Source organism: Cupriavidus sp. UYPR2.512 (assembly GCF_000379565.1).
Lineage (GTDB): Bacteria > Pseudomonadota > Gammaproteobacteria > Burkholderiales > Burkholderiaceae > Cupriavidus.
Genome location: NZ_KB903173.1, coordinates 55,815 through 73,866, shown reverse-complemented (window position 1 = coordinate 73,866; position 18,052 = coordinate 55,815). Strand labels below are relative to the sequence as shown.

The following is an 18,052-nucleotide window of genomic DNA, read 5'->3' as shown; positions in this document are numbered from 1 at the left end:
CCGGGGCAAGACCAGACTGAACACCGGGGCGGCGCCGCCGCTCCACCGCAACAGACAGAACCGAAAGAACCGAACAGGAATACCGCCATGCAATGGGAAGTGGTGATCGGCCTCGAAACGCACGCTCAGCTTTCGACGGCCTCCAAGATTTTTTCCGGCACCTCCACCGCCTTCGGGGCCGAGGCCAACACACAGGCCTCGCCGGTGGACCTGGCGCTGCCGGGCGTGCTGCCGGTGCTCAACCGGGGCGCGGTCGAGCGCGCCATCCAGTTCGGCCTGGCGATCGGCGCCACCATCGCGCCGCGCAGCATCTTTGCGCGCAAGAACTACTTCTACCCCGACCTGCCCAAGGGCTACCAGATCAGCCAGTATGAGATCCCCGTGGTACAGGGCGGCACCATCACCATCCAGGTCGAAGGCAAGAAGGGCGAGTTCTATGAAAAGACCGTCAACCTGACGCGCGCCCACCTGGAAGAAGACGCGGGCAAGTCCCTGCACGAAGACTTTGCCGGCATGACCGGCATCGACCTGAACCGCGCCGGCACCCCGCTGCTGGAAATCGTCACCGAGCCCGACATGCGCAGCGCCGCCGAAGCCGTGGCCTATGCCAAGACGCTGCACTCGCTGGTAGTGTGGCTGGGCATCTGCGATGGCAACATGCAGGAAGGCAGCTTCCGCTGCGACGCCAACGTGTCGGTGCGCCCGCTCGGCCAGAAGGAATTCGGCACCCGCCGCGAGATCAAGAACCTGAACTCGTTCCGCTTCCTGCAGCAGGCCATCGAGTACGAAGTGCAGTGGCAGATCGCCGAGATCGAGGACGGCCGCAAGATCCAGCAGGCCACCGTGCTGTTCGACCCGGAAACGGGCGAAACGCGCGCCATGCGCACCAAGGAAGACGCGCACGACTACCGCTACTTCCCCGACCCCGACCTGATGCCGCTGGAGATCGACGCGAGCTGGATCGAGCGCGTACGCGGCGAACTGCCGGAACTGCCGGCGGCAATGCAGGCGCGCTTTGTCTCGCAGTACGGCCTGTCGGCCTATGACGCCACCACGCTGACCGCCACCAAGGCATTCGCCACGTACTACGAGGCCGTCGTGGCCGGTGCCGGCGCCGCCAACGCCAAGCCCGCGGCCAACTGGCTGATGGGCGACGTGGCCTCGCAGCTGAACCGCGAAGGCATCACCATCGACGCCGCACCGGTCACGCCGGCGCAACTGGCCAGCCTGCTCGCGCGCATCGCCGATGGCACAGTGTCGAACAACACCGCCAAGAAGGACGTGTTCCCGGCGATGTGGGCCGGCGAGCACGGCGGCGATGCCGACGCCATCATCGCGGCCAAGGGCCTGAAGCAGATGTCCGACACCGGCGAGCTGGAGAAGATCATCGACGACGTGCTGGCGGCCAACGCCAAGTCGGTCGAGGAATTCCGCTCGGGCAAGGAGAAGGCGTTCAATGCGCTGGTCGGGCAGGCGATGAAGGCCACCAGGGGCAAGGCCAATCCGGCGCAGGTGAATGAGCTGCTGAAGAAGAAACTGGGGTAATGGGGCAAGGGCGGGCTGACAGGACCAGCGAACCGCCAGCGGCAGGCGTATCCTACTGGCCTGCCCTAAGCGTCAGGAGATCCCCATGAGCTGGTCCGCCCACCAATACGTCGCCTTCGAAGACGAACGCACCCGCCCGGTCCGCGACCTGGTGGCTGCCATCCCCAATGCGATCGCGCGCAGCGCGGTGGATATCGGCTGCGGACCGGGCAACTCTACCGAGGTGCTGCTGGCACGCTATGCGGGGGCGTCGGTGACCGGGCTGGACAGCTCGCAGGACATGATCGACGCGGCGCGCAAGCGCCTCCCCGACGTGCAGTTCCGCGTGGCCGACATCGGCGCCTGGGACGAGGCCGGACCCTATGACGTGATCCTGGCCAATGCCGTGCTGCAGTGGCTGCCTGACCACGCCAGCCTGTTCCCGGCACTGGTATCCAGGCTCGCTCCCGGCGGCACGCTGGCCGTGCAGATGCCGGACAACCTGGAAGAACCCGCGCACCGGCTGATGCGCCAAGTGGCGGCGCAAGGCCCGTGGGCGGAAAAGCTCGCCGGCGCCAGCAAGGCTCGCGCCGAGCGCGCCCCGGCGCAGTGGTACTACGAGCTGCTGCGCCCGCTGTGCCAGCGCGTGGACGTATGGCTGACCGTGTACCACCATCCGCTGGCGGGCGGCCCGGCCGCGGTGGTGGAGTGGTTCAAGGGCAGCGGCCTGCGCCCCTTCCTGCAGCCGCTGGACGAGGCCGGGCGCGCCGCCTACCTGGCACGCTACCAGGCCGAGATTGCCAAGGCGTACCCGGCGCTGCCGGACGGGTCGGTGCTGCTGCCGTTCCCGCGCCTGTTCATCGTCGCCACGCGCTGAGACCCTGCAACATCGAAGCGGCCTGCCACAAGCTGTGGGAGGGAGCTCAGGCCAGGTCCAGCACGCTCATGGTGGCGTTCAGCCGGCTGACCAGCACGGATTCACCGTGGACGTCGGCAAAGACATCTGCCTCCACCACGATGATCGCGCGGCCGGACTTGAGCACATCGGCACGGCAGCGCAGCCGTTCGCTGCGCACGGCCCTGAGCAGGTTGATCTTGAACTCCGCGGTGACCACGTGCTGGCCAGCCTCCAGGATGGTGGATGCCGCCGCGCCCGCGGTATGGTCCGCCATGGTGGCCTGCACGCCCGCATGGACGATGCCGCCATGCTGCAGGTGGCGCGGCGTGATGGCCAGCGTGGATTCGCACCAGCCGGGCCCGCAGTCCGCCAGCGTGATGCCGACTTCGTTGACGAAAGCGGCCTGGCGGAAGCCCGCCTCGATGGTGTCGCGCAGCAGAAGCCGTTCCTGTTCGGTGGTCATGGCTGTTCCTTGTCGGGTCACTGCATCACCGGGATGTGCGCATTCCAGCGTGAAGGCGCCGGGCTGTCAACCATCCATGCGCCTTTTACGCCGCGTAAAAGCGGGCCGGCGTGCTGTCGCCTACACTGGAAGCATCCGCGACCCGCATGCGCGCCTGACCGCATGCAGCCCGCCATGATCGCCGACGACCATCCCCCCACCCTACGCAGCAAGACGCGGCCCGCCGCCGCCTTTGCCGCGCTGACGCAGGCAAGCCTGGCGCGCATCGAAGCAAGGTTGGACCAGTTGTTGCGCCGCGACGAGCCCGAAGACCTGCACGCGCTGCGTGTGGCGGTACGCCATGCGCGCGCGGTGCTCTGGGCCCTGGGGCCGTCGTTGCCGCGGCAGGAGCGCGATCGCTGGAAACATGACCTGCGCATGCTGGCGCACGCCACCAGCGACGTGCGCGACTGGGACGTATTCCTGGCCGAAACCATTGCCCCGGCACGCGAACTGGAACCGGACGATACTGTGCTGTCGGCCATCGCCGACACTGCCCGTGAGCGCCGCGACACCGCACGTACAACCATGCTGTCGGCCCTGTCCGGCTACCGTGACTGGCCCCTGCCCGCGCTGCATCGCGACCTGGCGCACCTGGCCCATCTGGCCGCCCGCACCCGCAATGATGGTGGCCGCCTCGGGCCCTTTGCGCGCAAGCGCGTGCGCCGCGGCCGCAAGCGCCTGCGCGCGCTGGCAAAGGCTGCACGCCGCGGCGATCCCCGCGCGGTGCATGCGCAGCGCATCGCCGGCAAGCGACTGCGCTATGTGATCGAGGCGTTCGCGCCGGTGCTGCCATCCCGCTACGCCAGGGACCTGCATCGCAAGCTGGTCAAACGGCAGGCGAAGCTCGGCCGCATTGTCGACGGCATGGTCGCACGCCGCCTGCTGGCCGATTGCCTGCAGGCGCAGGCAATGCCGGACGAGGCGCCGCGCCCGCTGCCCGGCGCCAGCTGACCACCCCGCCCGCCATGGCGGCCTGCCCACCGCGTGCCACGCCAACGGCACCCGATCTGCGACAATACCGCCATGACTGCTCCCCAGGTTCCCATTGCCGCCATCGCCACCGCGCCCGGACGCGGCGGCATCGGCGTGGTGCGTGTGTCGGGCCCCGATGTCGGCCCCGTGATGCGCGCCGTCTGCGGCCAGGCGTTGAAGCCGCGCCACGCCACCTACCTGCCCTTCCTCGATGGCCATGGCAAGGTCATCGACCACGGCCTGGCGCTGTATTTCCCGGCGCCCAATTCCTATACCGGCGAGGAAGTGCTCGAGCTGCAGGGCCACGGCGGCCCGGTGGTGATGCAGATGCTGCTGACGCGCTGCCTGCAAGCGGGCGACGGCATCGGCCTGCGCCTGGCAGAGCCCGGCGAGTTCACGCGGCGCGCCTTCCTCAACGACAAGCTCGACCTGGCCCAGGCCGAGGCTGTAGCCGACCTGATCGAAGCCAGCACCGAGGCCGCGGCGCGCTCAGCGGCGCGTTCGATGGAGGGCGAGTTCTCCAACGCCATCCGCCAGCTTGTGGATAAGGTCATCCACCTGCGCATGCTGGTGGAAGCCACGCTGGACTTCCCCGAAGAAGAGATCGATTTCCTGGAGCAGTCCGACGCCCGCGGCCAGCTTGCCACCATCCGCGCCGAACTGGGCGGCGTGCTGGCGCAGGCGCGCCAGGGCGCGCTGCTGCGCGAGGGCCTGTCGGTGGTGCTGGCGGGCCAGCCCAACGTGGGCAAGTCGTCGCTGCTGAACGCGCTGGCCGGTGCGGAGCTGGCCATCGTCACGCCCATCGCCGGCACCACGCGCGACCGCGTGCGCGAGACCATCCAGATCGACGGCATCCCGCTGCATATCATCGACACCGCCGGCCTGCGCGAGCACACCGCCGACGAAGTCGAGCGCATCGGCATCGAACGCACCTGGGACGCCATCCGCCGGGCCGATATCGTGCTGCACCTGGTCGACGCCACCGACTACCTGCGCCACGGCCTGTCAGAGATTGACAACGCCATCGACGACCAGCTCAGCGGCCAGCTGCCGCCGGGCTCGCCGATCGTGCGCATCGTCAACAAGATCGACAAGGCGCCCGCGGTTGGCGATATCGTCTTCGGCGGCAACCGCCCGCACGTGGTCGCGGCCAACGGCCCCAACCCGACCGAGATCTGGATCTCGGCACGCACCGGGTCCGGCATTGAACTGCTGCGCCGCGAGCTGCTGCGGCTGGTGGGCTGGCAGTCAGGCAATGAAGGCAACTTCCTGGCGCGGGAACGGCATCTCACCGCGCTGCGGCAGGCGCAATCGCACCTGGATGTGGCGGCCGAGCAGAGCGAGCGCCAGGCGCAGGCGCTGGACCTGTTTGCCGAAGAACTGCGGCTGGCGCAGGAGCACCTGAACAGCATTACCGGCGAGTTCACCAGTGATGATTTGCTGGGGACGATTTTTACGCGGTTTTGTATCGGGAAGTAAGCGGAATCCCAGGTCCGCGATGCCGCTCCTGGAAAACCTGCGGAGAAGAGCATTACGCAGATTGAGCGTGAACAGCGTCAGCTGCAAAACAAATCAGCAAGGCCACACCGGAAGATCTCTGACCCGACAGAAGCTGCTGCTACCTGCATGCGCCTCCTCCTCATCACCTTCGGTACCCAGGGCGACTGCCGCCCCATCGTCGCGCTGGGCCTCGGCCTGCGCGCCGCCGGCCACGACGTGCTGATGCTGGGCGAACGCTCGGCGGCCCCGCTCGCGGCAGAGCACGGCCTGGCCTTTGCCCCGATGGCAGGCGATATCCAGCAGACGCTGGCGCCGGGCGGCGCGCTGCACAAGCTGATGACCGAAGGCGGCAACGTCGCCGAGGCCACGCGGGCATTCGCGCGCATCGCCGAGGACAACACCGAGGCGTGGATGGCACAACTGGCGGAGGCCGCGCGCGCTGCCGATGGCATCGTGTTCTCGGGGCTGACGGCATATGTGGCGCTGTCGGTGGGCGAGCAGCTGGGCAAGCCGGTGATCGGCGCGGGCATGTTCCCGATCTCGCCGACGCGGGCCTTTCCGTCCGCGCTGCTGCCGCCGTTCAGGATGCCGGGGTGGGCCAATCGCGCCAGCCACCACGTGATCAACTTCGTGCTGTGGCGCATGTTCCGTACCGCTACCAATGCCGCGCGGTCCAGGCTGTTCGGCGCGTCAGCGCGCAAGGCGATGTGGGCGAATTTTCCGACGCTGTATGCGATGTCGCCACACCTGGTGCCGCGTCCGCATGACTGGCATGACAACTGGCTGGTGAGCGGCGCGTGGACCATGCCGCCGCAGCCGGACTGGCAAGCGGACGCGCCGCTGCGCGACTTCCTGGCGGCCGGCGAGGCGCCGCTGTATATCGGCTTTGGCAGCATGGCGGGCTTTGACCGGCACAAGGTGATGACGGCGCTGATGCAGGCGGTCGATGGCCGGCGCGCGCTGTTCTATCCGGGCTGGAGCGGCATCGACGTGGCGGCGTTGCCATCCAACTTCCACGTGGTGGGCGCCACCCCGCATGACTGGCTGTTGCCGCGCGTGTCGGCGGCAATCCATCACGGCGGTGCGGGCACCACGCATGCGGCCGCGGCGGCGGGGGTGCCGGCGATTGTGCTGCCGTTTGCGGGCGACCAGTTCTTCTGGGCGGGCCGGCTGGCGGCGCTGGGCGTGGCGCCGCGCTATGTCGCCGGGCACAAGATCGACGCGCCGCGGCTGGCGTCGATGATCGCCTTTGCCGGGCAACCGGCCACGCGCGAACGGGCCGCCAGGCTGGGCCGAGCGATGGCTGCCGAGCGCGGCGTCGACAATGCCGTGGCGGCGATTGAGCGCTTTTGCGGCAGGCAGGGCGCATAATCCCGTTCCGCCTTCCGCATTCACTGACGCAGGACCTTCCGATGTTGAACCGTACCCAGCAAATCCTTATTGCCATCGTCGCCGTGGCTGTCCTTGGCATGTTGTGGTTTGCCGGCAATGACCGCCGCGACGATGTCGGCGGTGCCGCGCCCGAGGCACAGGCCGAAGCCAGCGCGGTGCCGGCCAGCGTCGTGCGCGGGGTGCCGCGCGATGGCACGCTCGACCCGATCAGCATCGACCCGGAGCGCCCCGCGGACCGGCTGCCGCAGCTCCAGGCCGACACGCTGCTGAAGGACTACCGCGACAACCCCAAGGAAGCCGACACCCGCTACCTGGGCCAGTACCTGATCGTCGAAGGCGTCGCCAGCGGCATTCGCCGCGAGGGCGACCAGGTCTTTGTCGATATCCGCACCAACGATCCCGGCGTGAATGTGCGCGCACTGCTGCTGCAACGCCAGATCTGCGGCCCGGCAGGGCGGGTGTGCGGGGTGGAAGCCCGAGCCACCATGGTGCGGCGCGGCCAGAAAGTGGCGCTGGAATGCAACGGCGCGGGGCTGGCGGATGGCGCACCGCTGCTGCGCGACTGCCTGCTGCGCGGCGGCGCCAACTGATCGCCCCATCCAAGCTTCCGGAGTCCCGCCATGCAATCCGTTCTGTCCGTCCTTGCCATCCTGATCATGGTGGCCACCATCGTCGGCGTGGTCTCGCCCGCCTGGCTCAGCCAGACGCTGTTTGGCGGCAGACCCGTCACGCGGCTGCAGGTCGCAGTCATTGGGGTCTGCCTTGCCGGGCTTTGCCTGGTGCTGGTGGGCCGGCTGGCGCAAGGCGGCGGCGCGGGCGGCTGAGGCGCCACCCCGGCGCAGAAGCGGCCGTTTTGCGCCTCTGTTTGGACGATTGGATCGGCGTACCGGCGCCTACAGTGTGAAGGTATGCGGTGGCCACTGCGTCTTGCGTGGCAGCCCGCCCCAGCCACACAGGACATCCATGTACAAAGCTCTGCTGGCCGCAGGCCTTGGCCTGCTGATCACCGGTTGCTCGACCTACCAGGCAGTGACCCCGGTCGACCGGCCCGACCGCACCGATCCCCTGGTCGCGTTCCAGGTGCCGGCCGGCGGCGGCCCGCTGGGCCACTACGGCGCCAACGGCACGCTGCTGTGCGTAGTGGTGAACCCGGTCACGGGCAATGACTTTGTCGAGAACTTTCTCTCATCGCTGCGGCGGCGCAATTTCGAGGTGAAGGTGCTGCAGCCGCAGACCTCGATCGCGGCATGCCCGGTGGTGGCGCTGTACACGGCGCGCAGCGCGTGGTACTGGACTGCCTACCTGAACAGCGCGGACATCACCGTGTTCCGCAACGGCGACCGCGTCGGCAAGGCCATCTATAGCGCCAACCGCAGCGCGGGCGGGCTCAACCTGAGCAACTTCGTGCAGCCGTCGTCCAAGCTGGATGAACTGGTCGAACAGCTGTTCCCCGGCATGCTGCCGCCGCCCCCGCCGCCGGCGGGAACGGCCGACCCAGCGGCCTAGCCTGTCTGCAGTCAACCGGAGGGCCGGACCATGCCGCTCCGCGCAGCATCTTGCCGGGCGCAGCCGCGCCTGGCCCAGCGTACCCGGATCAGCGCTCCAGCCGGCCCAGGCGCACCACGGTCACGCCCGGGCGCAACTGGCGCAGCGACGGCATCACCAGCACGCAGTCCGGATACGGCGTCACCACTGGCTCGCCGTCGCGCCAGCCGATTACGGTCCCGGCCTCGGTAAAAGTCTCCAGCCCGGTGTAGGGGCCGGCAAAGCGGAAGTCCATGCTGGTGGCCACCACCGGCTCGGTCACGCGCACCACGCGCTGCGTGGCGGGCAGCGGCTGCAGCCAGCCCGCGGGCAAGTCGCTTTCATCGATCACGCCGGCATGCAGCAGGAAGCGCGCGGTGCTGTCCTGCGCCACGGTCACGGCGGCGGGCTCCCAGTGCTGGCCGCATTCGATCAGCAGTGCATTGCGCGGGCTGGCGGCATCGCCAAAGCCATCGTAGTCGCGCATGCGGCGGCCTTCGGGGTGGCCTTCGTCGACGATCACATCGGCCGGCGCGCCCAGCGCGCGCGCCAGGGCGATGCCCTTGTCGAGCGGGCCGGATACGATCAGCGGCCGGCTTTTCTCGTGCATCGAATGCAGGTCCAGCAGCAGGTCGACGGTATCGATCACCGGGCGCATGGCGCGCGCGCGGCGCAACTCCGATGAATCCAGGCTGGCGTCATCCAGCACCCTGGCGGTCCATACGCGGTTGAAATCCTGGTCGACAAAGCGCGATGCGTCGGGCCTGGCGGCATCGAAGCTGTGGTACGCATCGACGTTGGCAAATGCCAGCGTCAGCCGGCCGCGGCGGGGGCGCAGGCCGTGGTCCAGCAGCGCCTTGACGGCGATGGCGCCACAGACCTCGTTGCCGTGGGTCAGCGCGTTGACCATCACGTGCGGGCCGGGCTGGCCGCTGTCGAAGGTGAACAGGTAGGGGATGCCGGTGTTGCCGGCCGCGCAGGCGCGGATGTCGGGGAATGCGACATCGACGGGGTAGGCCTCGGTCGGTGCGGTGGGCTGGGTCATGGGAATCGGTGCGTTCAGGGTGCCTGGCGGGTCGGTGCCGCCGGGTCGTGTTCTGGGGATCAGGTTGAGGATGGGCGGCGGGGTCTTGCCAGCGCCGCCCGCCTCATCACTCGTGAATGCCGGCCGTCTGCACGATGGTGCGATAGCGCCCCGTCTCGCGCCTGATAAAGCTGCCGAACTGCGCCGGATTGGCCGGCGCCACTTCCACACCGGCTTCTGCCAGTTTCTTCTTCACATCCGGCATGGCCAGCACCGCCTGCATCTCGGTGTTCAGGCGCTCCACCACCGCCTGCGGCAGCCTGGCCGGGCCCATCAGGCCGAACCACACGCCCATGTCGACGCCCTTGAGCGCGGGCGTCTCGGCCAGCGCGGGCACGTTCGGCGCCACCGGCGAGCGCCTGGCGTTGGTCACGCCGTAGGCCTGCACGCGGCCGGCCTGGATATGCGGCAGCGCCGACGACAGCACCATCACCGCCAGGTCGATCTGGCCGCCGAGCAGGTCGGTGGCCATCGCCGACGCGCCCTTGTAAGGCACATGCGTGATATTGACCTGGCCCTGCTGCTTGATCAGCTCGCCGGCCAGGTTCAGCGGCGTGCCCACGCCCGAGGAGGCATACGACAGCTTGCCCGGCTGCGCCCTGGCCAGCGCAATCAGCTCGGCGGCGTTCTTCGCGGGCAGGCCGGGCTTGCCGACCAGCACCATCGGCTGGGTGCCGACGAAGGTCACCGGCGCCAGGTCCTTCTCGCCGTCGTAGCGCACGGCGGGGTTGGTCAGGCGGGCGATCGACACTTCACTGCCCGAGCCCATCAGCAGGGTGTAGCCGTCGGCCTCGGCCTTGACCACCTTGGCCGCGCCGATGGTGCCGCCGGCGCCGCCCAGGTTCTCGATCACCACGCTCTGGCCCAGGCGCTTGCCCAGCTCCGGGGCGATGGTTCTTGCCACCAGGTCGACGCTGCCGCCAGCGGTGTAGCCCACCACCAGCGTGATCGGTTTGGCGGGCCAGGCGGAGGCAACGGCGCCGGCGGAAGCGGCAAGGCAGAGTGCGGCAGCGGCCGCGCGCAGGATGGTCTTCATGGTCTTGGCTCTGGGGGTCCCGGAATGGTTGTTGTGGACCGATGGTAGTGAGCGCGGAACCGGCCCGGCGTGCAGCTTTGGCAAGGGCGGTTGCCGATTCGGCAATGGTGGCCGAAGGCGCATCAGCGCGGTGCCTGCACCGCCGCCCGCCAGAAGGCCTCGGCCAGCGCGCGCATCGGCGCGCGCTGGCGGTACAGGCGGATATCGAGCGCGAGGTCGCCGCCATCATCGCCGCGTACGCCGCCGATGGCACGCACCAGGCGCCCCGCGTGCAGGTCGTCGGCAATCAGCCGCGCCGGCAGCCAGGCCAGGCCCATGCGCTGGCGCACCATCTCGTGCACCGACTCGGCAAAGTCGCTGACCGCGATCACGTCCAGCCGCGGTGCCAGCTTGCGGCGCGCGATCTCCTGGTTGACCATGCGGCCGAGTGTCAGGGTCTCGGCGTAAGCGATCATGGGCACCGGCTTCGCCGCAGCCTTGCCGGTCGCCAGCCGGTGCAGCGGCGCGCCGCGCGCATCGGCGGCGCTCACGCACACCAGCCGCTCCACGCCGGCCAGGTGGAACTGGTAGCGCGCGTCGTCCAGCATCACCGGCAGGTCCGGCGGGCTGTAGCAAAGCAGGAAATCGGCATCGCCCTCGGCAAACATGGCCAGCGCGTCATGCATCGGGAAGGTCGACAGCCGGGTGCGGAAGCCGGCCGCCGCGGGGTCGTGCCGCAGCGCCTCGCGCAGGCCCGCCAGCCACGCCGGCACCATCGAGCGCGCCAGGGTCTTGCCGGTGGCAATGGTGACCGTGCTGGCGTCGGCGCGGTGCGCGGCGCGCAGCGCCAGGCGGGTCTCGTCCAGCGTGCGCAAAGCGCTCTGCGCCGCTTCCAGGAACTGGCGGCCCTCGGCGGTCAGCCGTACCGGGAACGCGCTGCGGTCGATCAGCGGGGCGCCGGCCCAGACCTCAAGCGCCTGCATGCGCCGGCCAAACGCGGGCGGGGTCACGTTGCGCAGCTCGGCGGCGCGCGCCAGGCTGCCGGCCTGGGCCAGGCAGACGAAGTCTTCGAGCCAGCGGATATGCATGGAAGGCGGACCGTTGAGGGTGGAGCGGCAATGCCCTCATTATCGGCAAAACCGGCCGCCACCTTTGCCTGCCGCATTCGTCGGTTAGAATTTTTCGCATGACACTGATCCGGCGCCGCACCCCCTCGTCCCCGACCAGCCAGGCGTCCGACACCATGCCGCCCGCCCCGGAATACACCATCGACGAACTGGCGCGCGTGGCCGGCACCACGGTGCGCAACGTGCGCTCCTACCAGGACCGCGGCCTGATCGATCCGCCGCAGCGGCGCGGGCGCGTGGGCATCTACACGCAGGCGCACCTGGGGCGGCTCAAGCTGATCCACCACCTGCTGGCGCGCGGCTATACGCTGGCCAATATCACCGAGCTGCTCAAGGCCATCGTCGAAGGGCACGACCTGCGCTCGATCCTGGGGCTGGAAACCGCCATCAGCAGCCCGTGGACCAGCGAGACGCCGCGGCACTACTCCTACCTGGCGCTGGCACGGCTGTTCGGGCGCGCGATCTCGCGCCCGGCGCTGGCCAAGGCGATCTCACTGGGGCTGCTGGAGCCGGACGGCCTGGGCTATCTCGCGCGCAGCCCGCGCGCGCTGGCCGCGGGCGCGGAGATCGCCCAGGCGGGCTTTGCGCTGGAAGACGTGCTGGAGATCATCGCCCAGTCGCGCGGGCATTTCCAGGCGGTATCGGACCATATCGTCGCTACCGTGGTGCGCGAGCTGGACCGCTTTGGCGTTGGCAAGCTGCCGCCGCCGCAGGACGTGCCGCGGCTGGTGGACATCCTGTGGCGCATCCGCCCGCTGGCGCTGGTGATGGCGGAGACGGAGATGATGCGGGCGCTCGAGATCTCGGCCAACAAATACCTGGGGGACCGGGTGGCGGCGATCATCGAGCATTTGCATGATGAGGAAGGCGGGGGCGGCGGGAAGCCATGATCCCGCGCCGGTCTGCTCCCCTCCCCCGCGGTACAGACCGGGGACACAGGTGACAGGCGTGCGAGGACATGGTTGACGCTTCCGGGCACAGTCAGCCCGCTGCGCTACCTCGCCGCCCTTCCCCGCACCGACTCCTCCAGCAACGACCGCAACTTCGCCAGCGCGCCCGGATCGCCGTGCGCGGCTGAGCGCGCATACCAGATCTTGGCCTGCTCGAGATCCCGGTCGACCACCCCGGGCTCACCGTGCTCGTAGTAGCTGCCGACGATGTATTGCGCGCCGCCGTCGCCGGCACTGGCGGCGCGGCTGTACCACATGAACGCCTGTCCGTAGTCGCGCGGCACGCCCCGGCCAGTGAAGTAATTCGTCGCCAGCGCCATCTGCGCCTGCACATGCCCGCCCTGTGCGGCCAGTGCATACCAGCGGTTGGCTTGCTCCAGTGACTTCGGCACCAGTTCGCCGCGCTCATAAAGGTCGCCCCAGGTGTACTGCGCATGCGTCATCTGGTTGTCGGCCGCTTTTTTCAGCCAGACCAGCGCCTCCTGCGGGCGGGCGGCAGTGCCCTCGCCGCGCAGCAGCATCATTGCGTAGTTGAATTGGGCCAGACGGTTGCCCAGCCGGGCGGCATCGGCAAAGCCGCGCAGGGCCTGGTCGAAGTTGCCCGCTTCATACGCGGTGACCGCGTCGCGGGTCTGGGCCTGCGCGGGGGCAGGCGGCTGCGGTGCGGAGGCTGCCGGCTGCATCCACAACAGCCATGCGGCGGCGGCGCCGGCGAGCAGGGCGGCAATCGGGGGGCGGGCAATCGACATGGCGGACTCCGGGCACGGCGCCTTCCTGATTCCAGTGTAGGAGTCAGGACACCGCGCCGGTAGGCAGGCGCGGAATCGCCAGAATATCCATGCGAATAATCAATCGGCCACAATAGCTGCCGCCATCATTCGTCGAACAGATAAAATCAGGTCTTCAGATCCACCCGGCCCGATGCAGCCGCCGCCACAGTCCCCCGCAGGCGACCGCGGTCACGCCGATCACCACCGGGTAGGCGAAGGGGATTTTCAGCTCAGGCATAAAATTGAAGTTCATGCCATACAGGCTGAAGATCACGGTCGGGATCGCCAGGATTGCGCCCCAGCCGGCCAGGCGCTTGACCACCTCGTTCTGGCCCACGGTGACGAGGGCCAGGTTGACCTGCACGGCGGTGGTCAGCATTTCGCGCACCACGTCGAGGGTGCGCACCAGCCGGCTGGCGTGGTCTTCGATGTCGCGGAAATAAGCGCGCAGCTCCTTTGGCACCAGGTCCTCGTGCAGCCGGATCAGCTGGCCGCACATGTCTTCCACCGGGCTGACCGCATTGCGCAGGCGCAGCACCTGGCGCTTGATCTGGTACAGGCGCTCGATCGCCGCGCGGTCGAACTCGTCGCGGAAGATGCCCTGCTCCAGCGCCTCGAAGGTGTCTTCCAGGCGCGTGACGATGGGCATGTAGTGGTCGACGATAAAGTCCATCAGCGCGTACAGCACATAGCCCGGGCCATTGGCCAGGCCGTGCGGGTCGTGCTCGCAGCGCTCGCGCACGGGCGCATAGGTGCTGCTGACACCGTGGCGCACCGAAACCACGTAGTTTGGGCCGACAAAGAGATGGGTCTCGCCGACCACGACTTCATCTTCCACCAGTTGCGCCGTGTTGAGCACCACGAAGACCGAATCGCCGTAGGACTCGAGCTTGGGGCGCTGGTGCGCATCGAGCGCATCTTCCACCGCCAGGTCGTGCAAGCCGAACGCCTGCTGGGCCTGGCGCAGCAGCGCGAGGTCAGGCTCATGCAAGCCCAGCCAGACAAAGGTGCCCGGCACCCTCAGCACTGCGGGGATCTCCTCCATGCCCACCGTGCTGAGCCGCTTGCCCTGCCGGTAGGCCACGCAATTGACGATGGCGCCCATGAAAACTCCGCTGATCAGATGGCGCAATCGTAACAAGCCTTTACGCTGCGCCGGACTCGATGCGCGTTGCCTCGCGCGGCAAACCACGCTGGCCGCACTTGCCCCGCGCTACGGTGTGCCGTACACGCGCATATGGAACCCACGCGCCACCTGCTGTACATATCGATCCAATTGTTACAGTTCGCGACAGATACGAAGTTAGAATGTGGCATTTCCACGGTCACCCGGCTATGTCCCAGAAGAAATCGCCACGCTTCGAGCTGCGCAGTGGCAACGTAGACGCCCTCCTTCTCGCCCTCCAGACCGCCGACATGGCTGCGCTGCGGGATGACCTCCTCTCCCGCTTTGAAGCCACCCCCGACTTCTTCTCCAATGACGTGATCGCGCTGGACCTGCGCGCGCTGGAAGATGACAGCGAAGTCGCGCTTGGCACCGTGATCGAGACCCTGGCCACGCTCAAGGCCCGCGCCATCGGCGTGGTGGCCCGCCCCGGCCAGCGCGAGTGGGCCGAGCGCTTCGGCCTGCCGCTGCTGGACAGCCAGGCCCGCCGCGGCAGTGGCGCCGACCGCGCCACCGACCGCGCCGCCGAGGCCAGGGCCGCAGCCGCGGCGGAACAGGCCGCCGCCGAACAGGCCGCGCGCGAGGAATCCATCCGCGCCGCCGCGCAGGCCGCCACCGACGCCGCCGTGACCGCTGCCATCCGCCAGACCCAGACCATGCTGATCGACAAGCCGCTGCGCTCGGGCCAGCAGGTCTACGCGCAGGGCGACGTGGTCATCCTGGACGTGGTCAGCTACGGCGCCGAGGTGATCGCCGAAGGCAACATCCATATCTATGCTCCGCTGCGCGGCCGTGCGCTGGCGGGCGTCAAGGGCAACACCGGCGCGCGCATCTTCAGCACGTGCATGGAGCCTGAACTGATTTCCATCGCCGGCATCTACCGGACCGCGGAGCAGACGCTTCCGGCCGATGTGCTCGGCAAGACCGCCCAGGTGCGCCTGGCCGATGAAAAACTGATCCTCGAAGCGCTGCGGCTCAAGTAACCGCGGCAGCCCTCGGGACCGAATCGCAGAGAGCGCAAGCTTCAACTTATTACTGGACCAAAGAGCCATGGCAAAAATCATCGTTGTGACCTCCGGCAAGGGAGGCGTCGGCAAGACCACCACCAGCGCCAGCTTTGCCGCCGGCCTGGCCCTGCGCGGCCACAAGACTGCCGTGATCGACTTCGACGTCGGCCTGCGCAACCTTGACCTGATCATGGGTTGCGAGCGCCGCGTGGTGTACGACCTGATCAACGTGGTGCAGGGCGAAGCCAACCTGCGCCAGGCGCTGATCAAGGACAAGAAGTGCGAGAACCTGTTCATCCTGCCGGCCTCGCAGACGCGCGACAAGGATGCGCTCACGCGCGACGGCGTCGAGAAGGTCATCAACGGCCTGATCGAGATGGATTTCGAATACATCGTCTGCGACTCGCCCGCCGGCATCGAGTCGGGCGCGCTGATGGCGATGTACTTCGCTGACGAGGCGCTGATCGTGACCAACCCGGAAGTGTCGTCGGTGCGCGATTCGGACCGCATCCTGGGCATCCTGGCGTCCAAGACCAAGCGCGCCAGCGAAGGCGGCGACCCGATCAAGGAACACCTGCTGATCACCCGCTACAACCCCAAGCGCGTGCATGGCGGCGAAATGCTGTCGCTGACCGACATCCAGGAAATCCTGCGCATCAAGCTGATCGGCGTGGTGCCTGAGTCTGAAGCCGTGCTGCACGCTTCCAACCAGGGCACGCCCGCCATCCACCTGGAAGGCAGCGACGTGTCGGATGCCTACAGCGACGTGGTGGACCGTTTCCTCGGCAAGGACAAGCCGATGCGTTTCACCGACTACCAGAAGCCGGGTCTGCTCTCCCGCATCTTCGGCAACAAGTAACGGTCAAGGAGGGCTCACCCCATGTCGATCCTTTCCTTCCTGCTGGGAGAGAAGAAGAAGTCCGCGTCGGTCGCCAAGGAGCGGCTGCAGATCATCCTGGCGCACGAGCGCACCGGCCATTCCGCGCCCGCCGACTACCTGCCCGCGCTGCAGCGCGAGCTGGTGGCGGTGATCTCCAAGTACGTCAAGATCGGCGACCAGGACCTGCGCGTCAGCCTGGAACGCCAGGACAACCTCGAGGTGCTCGAGGTCAAGATCGAGATCCCGCAGAACTGAGGACGGATTCCCGGCGCTGCCGGATTCGTTCCTCCTCCTTCGGTTTTCCCGCACTTCCCGTCTTTCCGCCGACCGCGGCGCCGCTTGCGCGCCGGGGTCGGCCGGCCTCCGTTTCCCCCGCCATGCCCCCCGCCAGCCAGTCTGCAGGCCACCTTGCGATTTGCGGCAATGCACCAACTCAGAATTGTGTAGCGGCGAGACAACGGATTTGCACCAAAATCCTGCTTGAAAGCGCAGCTTCGCGGAGTTTTGTGTCCTTGTAGCTGTCGTTTTGTTAAATTTTCGCGGGCGTTTACACGAAACGTAGACCTTTTATCCCCGCCGTGATCCGGCGGTGAGCACAATACAAGACAGAAAAGGAGCTCCATGAAGAAATCGGCCATCGTCCTCGCAGCCGGCAGCCTGTTGGCAGGTTCGGCGTTCGCACAATCGTCCGTTACCCTGTACGGAATCGTTGACCAGAGCCTGCGCTTCACCACGAACGCCAACGCCAACAACGATCACCTGTTCGAACTGACCAACGGCGCGGTCACCAACAGCCGCTGGGGCCTGAAGGGCAGCGAAGCCCTGGGCAACAACCTGAAGGCGATCTTCCAGCTGGAAGGCGGCTTCGATCCGGATACCGGCCGTTCCAACCAGGCCAGCGCCACCAACCCGAATGGCCGCCTGTTCGGTCGTCAGGCTTACGTTGGCCTGTCGGGTGACTTCGGCACGATCAAGCTGGGCCGCCAGTACACCGAAGGCTTTAACTTCTTCGGCGACTACGATCCGCTGACCATCGGCAACTACACCGCCAACGCCTGGCCGTTCTTCCTGACCCAGTTCCGCAGCGACAACGTGGTCAGCTACGGCGGCAAGTTCGGCGGCCTGGACGTGGGCGCCAGCTACGGCTTCGGCGAGCAGCCGGGCAGCATGACCAAGAACCAGTACTGGGGCACCCGTGCCGCGTACTCGTACGGTCCGTTCGGCATCGGCGGCGTGTACCAGGAAATCCGCGACATCAACGGCAACAAGCAGCAAATGTGGGGCGCTGCCGGTAAGTACGCATTTGGCCCGGCCAAGCTGTTCGTGGGCTACGTCGGCGGCAAGGACCGCACCGGCGTGATCGACAACGGGTTCCTGAACAACTCGGCTGCCGCGCCTGCTCCGGCCGTGGTCACGGCTGGCGCTGCCAGCAACCCGCGCAAGGACACCATCGGCTACATCGGCCTGACCTACCAGGCCACCCCGGCCCTGGCGCTGACCGGCGTGTTCTACGGCGACTACGTCGAGAACAAGAACGGCGTGAACGACAACAACGGCCGCCGCTACACCGGCGTGCTGCTGGCCGAGTACTCGCTGTCCAAGCGCACCCAGGTCTACGGCACGGTTGACTTCAACAAGGTTTCGGGCGGCACCACCACCGAATTGCCGGGCCGCAACAACCAGACTGGCGCTGCCCTCGGTATCCGCCACATCTTCTGATCGACATCTGATCAGCGGTG

19 protein-coding genes are annotated in these 18,052 nt (G+C 67.9%); 13 read left to right on the top strand and 6 right to left on the bottom strand.

Features of this window, described 5'->3' with window-relative positions; translation table 11 throughout:
• The first annotated feature begins 87 nt into the window (after positions 1 to 87).
• A complete protein-coding gene (gene gatB, locus A3A5_RS0131070) occupies positions 88 to 1,545 on the top strand; it encodes an Asp-tRNA(Asn)/Glu-tRNA(Gln) amidotransferase subunit GatB (protein WP_018314348.1) in 1,458 nt (485 codons plus the stop codon).
• An 85-nt stretch (positions 1,546 to 1,630) separates the two neighbouring features.
• On the top strand, positions 1,631 to 2,401 hold the full coding sequence (gene tam, locus A3A5_RS0131065) for a trans-aconitate 2-methyltransferase (protein WP_018314347.1): 771 nt from the start codon (positions 1,631 to 1,633) through the stop codon (positions 2,399 to 2,401).
• A gap of 46 nt (positions 2,402 to 2,447) precedes the next feature.
• Here tam and A3A5_RS0131060 read toward each other — a convergent pair whose 3' ends face one another.
• Positions 2,448 to 2,885 (bottom strand): PaaI family thioesterase, encoded by a 438-nt coding sequence (locus A3A5_RS0131060; protein WP_018314346.1) that lies wholly within the window; start codon positions 2,883 to 2,885, stop codon positions 2,448 to 2,450.
• A gap of 174 nt (positions 2,886 to 3,059) precedes the next feature.
• On the opposite strand from A3A5_RS0131060, the gene A3A5_RS0131055 reads away from it, so the two are divergent.
• The 6 genes from A3A5_RS0131055 to A3A5_RS0131030 all read left to right on the top strand — a co-directional run bounded on the left by A3A5_RS0131055 (position 3,060) and on the right by A3A5_RS0131030 (position 8,297).
• Positions 3,060 to 3,878 (top strand): CHAD domain-containing protein, encoded by an 819-nt coding sequence (locus tag A3A5_RS0131055; protein WP_035814091.1) that lies wholly within the window; start codon positions 3,060 to 3,062, stop codon positions 3,876 to 3,878.
• Positions 3,879 to 3,950: 72 nt separating this feature from the next.
• A complete protein-coding gene (gene mnmE, locus A3A5_RS0131050) occupies positions 3,951 to 5,378 on the top strand; it encodes a tRNA uridine-5-carboxymethylaminomethyl(34) synthesis GTPase MnmE (RefSeq protein ID WP_018314344.1) in 1,428 nt (475 codons plus the stop codon).
• A gap of 147 nt (positions 5,379 to 5,525) precedes the next feature.
• Positions 5,526 to 6,770, top strand: a complete 1,245-nt coding sequence (locus A3A5_RS0131045) for a glycosyltransferase (RefSeq protein ID WP_018314343.1) — start codon at positions 5,526 to 5,528, stop codon at positions 6,768 to 6,770.
• A gap of 41 nt (positions 6,771 to 6,811) precedes the next feature.
• Positions 6,812 to 7,381, top strand: a complete 570-nt coding sequence (locus A3A5_RS0131040) for an OB-fold putative lipoprotein (RefSeq protein WP_018314342.1) — start codon at positions 6,812 to 6,814, stop codon at positions 7,379 to 7,381.
• Between the two features lie 30 nt (positions 7,382 to 7,411).
• Entirely contained in the window at positions 7,412 to 7,615 is a 204-nt protein-coding gene (locus tag A3A5_RS0131035; RefSeq protein WP_010811461.1) for a hypothetical protein, read from the top strand.
• Between the two features lie 139 nt (positions 7,616 to 7,754).
• Positions 7,755 to 8,297 carry an Sbal_3080 family lipoprotein gene (locus A3A5_RS0131030; RefSeq protein ID WP_018314341.1) on the top strand — a complete coding sequence of 181 codons (543 nt, stop codon included), beginning with the start codon at positions 7,755 to 7,757 and terminating at the stop codon, positions 8,295 to 8,297.
• An 88-nt stretch (positions 8,298 to 8,385) separates the two neighbouring features.
• Here the strand turns inward: A3A5_RS0131030 and A3A5_RS0131025 are convergent, their stop codons facing one another.
• The 3 genes from A3A5_RS0131025 to A3A5_RS0131015 form a co-directional block, all read right to left on the bottom strand.
• Entirely contained in the window at positions 8,386 to 9,360 is a 975-nt protein-coding gene (locus A3A5_RS0131025; RefSeq protein WP_018314340.1) for a M14 family metallopeptidase, read from the bottom strand.
• Positions 9,361 to 9,466: 106 nt separating this feature from the next.
• The gene (locus A3A5_RS0131020) at positions 9,467 to 10,435 is read right to left on the bottom strand and encodes a tripartite tricarboxylate transporter substrate binding protein (protein WP_018314339.1); all 969 of its coding nucleotides are present in this window, start codon (positions 10,433 to 10,435) and stop codon (positions 9,467 to 9,469) included.
• A gap of 122 nt (positions 10,436 to 10,557) precedes the next feature.
• Positions 10,558 to 11,502 (bottom strand): LysR family transcriptional regulator, encoded by a 945-nt coding sequence (locus A3A5_RS0131015; RefSeq protein WP_018314338.1) that lies wholly within the window; start codon positions 11,500 to 11,502, stop codon positions 10,558 to 10,560.
• A 98-nt stretch (positions 11,503 to 11,600) separates the two neighbouring features.
• Between A3A5_RS0131015 and A3A5_RS0131010 the strand changes: the two genes are divergently transcribed.
• Positions 11,601 to 12,431: a MerR family transcriptional regulator gene (locus A3A5_RS0131010; RefSeq protein WP_026201314.1), complete on the top strand. Its 831-nt coding sequence runs from the start codon at positions 11,601 to 11,603 to the stop codon at positions 12,429 to 12,431.
• A 104-nt stretch (positions 12,432 to 12,535) separates the two neighbouring features.
• Here the strand turns inward: A3A5_RS0131010 and A3A5_RS0131005 are convergent, their stop codons facing one another.
• Positions 12,536 to 13,240 (bottom strand): tetratricopeptide repeat protein, encoded by a 705-nt coding sequence (locus A3A5_RS0131005; protein ID WP_018314336.1) that lies wholly within the window; start codon positions 13,238 to 13,240, stop codon positions 12,536 to 12,538.
• Positions 13,241 to 13,394: 154 nt separating this feature from the next.
• A complete protein-coding gene (locus A3A5_RS0131000; protein ID WP_018314335.1) occupies positions 13,395 to 14,366 on the bottom strand; it encodes a magnesium and cobalt transport protein CorA in 972 nt (323 codons plus the stop codon).
• Positions 14,367 to 14,596: 230 nt separating this feature from the next.
• On the opposite strand from A3A5_RS0131000, the gene minC reads away from it, so the two are divergent.
• The 4 genes from minC to A3A5_RS0130980 all read left to right on the top strand — a co-directional run bounded on the left by minC (position 14,597) and on the right by A3A5_RS0130980 (position 18,032).
• Positions 14,597 to 15,409, top strand: coding sequence for a septum site-determining protein MinC (minC, locus tag A3A5_RS0130995; RefSeq protein WP_018314334.1), 813 nt, complete (start codon positions 14,597 to 14,599; stop codon positions 15,407 to 15,409).
• Between the two features lie 67 nt (positions 15,410 to 15,476).
• Positions 15,477 to 16,292 (top strand): septum site-determining protein MinD, encoded by an 816-nt coding sequence (minD, locus tag A3A5_RS0130990; RefSeq protein ID WP_018314333.1) that lies wholly within the window; start codon positions 15,477 to 15,479, stop codon positions 16,290 to 16,292.
• Positions 16,293 to 16,313: 21 nt separating this feature from the next.
• Positions 16,314 to 16,568 (top strand): cell division topological specificity factor MinE, encoded by a 255-nt coding sequence (minE, locus tag A3A5_RS0130985; protein WP_010811451.1) that lies wholly within the window; start codon positions 16,314 to 16,316, stop codon positions 16,566 to 16,568.
• A 366-nt stretch (positions 16,569 to 16,934) separates the two neighbouring features.
• Positions 16,935 to 18,032, top strand: a complete 1,098-nt coding sequence (locus tag A3A5_RS0130980) for a porin (RefSeq protein ID WP_018314332.1) — start codon at positions 16,935 to 16,937, stop codon at positions 18,030 to 18,032.
• Positions 18,033 to 18,052 lie beyond the last annotated feature (20 nt).

Excerpts from the sequence above, each read along its gene's own strand:
- gatB (WP_018314348.1), top strand. The coding sequence starts at position 88 with ATGCAATGGGAAGTGGTGATCGGCCTCGAAACGCACGCTCAGCTTTCG.
- tam (WP_018314347.1), top strand. The coding sequence starts at position 1,631 with ATGAGCTGGTCCGCCCACCAATACGTCGCCTTCGAAGACGAACGCACC.
- A3A5_RS0131060 (WP_018314346.1), bottom strand. The coding sequence starts at position 2,885 with ATGACCACCGAACAGGAACGGCTTCTGCTGCGCGACACCATCGAGGCG.
- A3A5_RS0131055 (WP_035814091.1), top strand. The coding sequence starts at position 3,060 with ATGATCGCCGACGACCATCCCCCCACCCTACGCAGCAAGACGCGGCCC.
- mnmE (WP_018314344.1), top strand. The coding sequence starts at position 3,951 with ATGACTGCTCCCCAGGTTCCCATTGCCGCCATCGCCACCGCGCCCGGA.
- A3A5_RS0131045 (WP_018314343.1), top strand. The coding sequence starts at position 5,526 with ATGCGCCTCCTCCTCATCACCTTCGGTACCCAGGGCGACTGCCGCCCC.
- A3A5_RS0131040 (WP_018314342.1), top strand. The coding sequence starts at position 6,812 with ATGTTGAACCGTACCCAGCAAATCCTTATTGCCATCGTCGCCGTGGCT.
- A3A5_RS0131035 (WP_010811461.1), top strand. The coding sequence starts at position 7,412 with ATGCAATCCGTTCTGTCCGTCCTTGCCATCCTGATCATGGTGGCCACC.
- A3A5_RS0131030 (WP_018314341.1), top strand. The coding sequence starts at position 7,755 with ATGTACAAAGCTCTGCTGGCCGCAGGCCTTGGCCTGCTGATCACCGGT.
- A3A5_RS0131025 (WP_018314340.1), bottom strand. The coding sequence starts at position 9,360 with ATGACCCAGCCCACCGCACCGACCGAGGCCTACCCCGTCGATGTCGCA.
- A3A5_RS0131020 (WP_018314339.1), bottom strand. The coding sequence starts at position 10,435 with ATGAAGACCATCCTGCGCGCGGCCGCTGCCGCACTCTGCCTTGCCGCT.
- A3A5_RS0131015 (WP_018314338.1), bottom strand. The coding sequence starts at position 11,502 with ATGCATATCCGCTGGCTCGAAGACTTCGTCTGCCTGGCCCAGGCCGGC.
- A3A5_RS0131010 (WP_026201314.1), top strand. The coding sequence starts at position 11,601 with ATGACACTGATCCGGCGCCGCACCCCCTCGTCCCCGACCAGCCAGGCG.
- A3A5_RS0131005 (WP_018314336.1), bottom strand. The coding sequence starts at position 13,240 with ATGTCGATTGCCCGCCCCCCGATTGCCGCCCTGCTCGCCGGCGCCGCC.
- A3A5_RS0131000 (WP_018314335.1), bottom strand. The coding sequence starts at position 14,366 with ATGGGCGCCATCGTCAATTGCGTGGCCTACCGGCAGGGCAAGCGGCTC.
- minC (WP_018314334.1), top strand. The coding sequence starts at position 14,597 with ATGTCCCAGAAGAAATCGCCACGCTTCGAGCTGCGCAGTGGCAACGTA.
- minD (WP_018314333.1), top strand. The coding sequence starts at position 15,477 with ATGGCAAAAATCATCGTTGTGACCTCCGGCAAGGGAGGCGTCGGCAAG.
- minE (WP_010811451.1), top strand. The coding sequence starts at position 16,314 with ATGTCGATCCTTTCCTTCCTGCTGGGAGAGAAGAAGAAGTCCGCGTCG.
- A3A5_RS0130980 (WP_018314332.1), top strand. The coding sequence starts at position 16,935 with ATGAAGAAATCGGCCATCGTCCTCGCAGCCGGCAGCCTGTTGGCAGGT.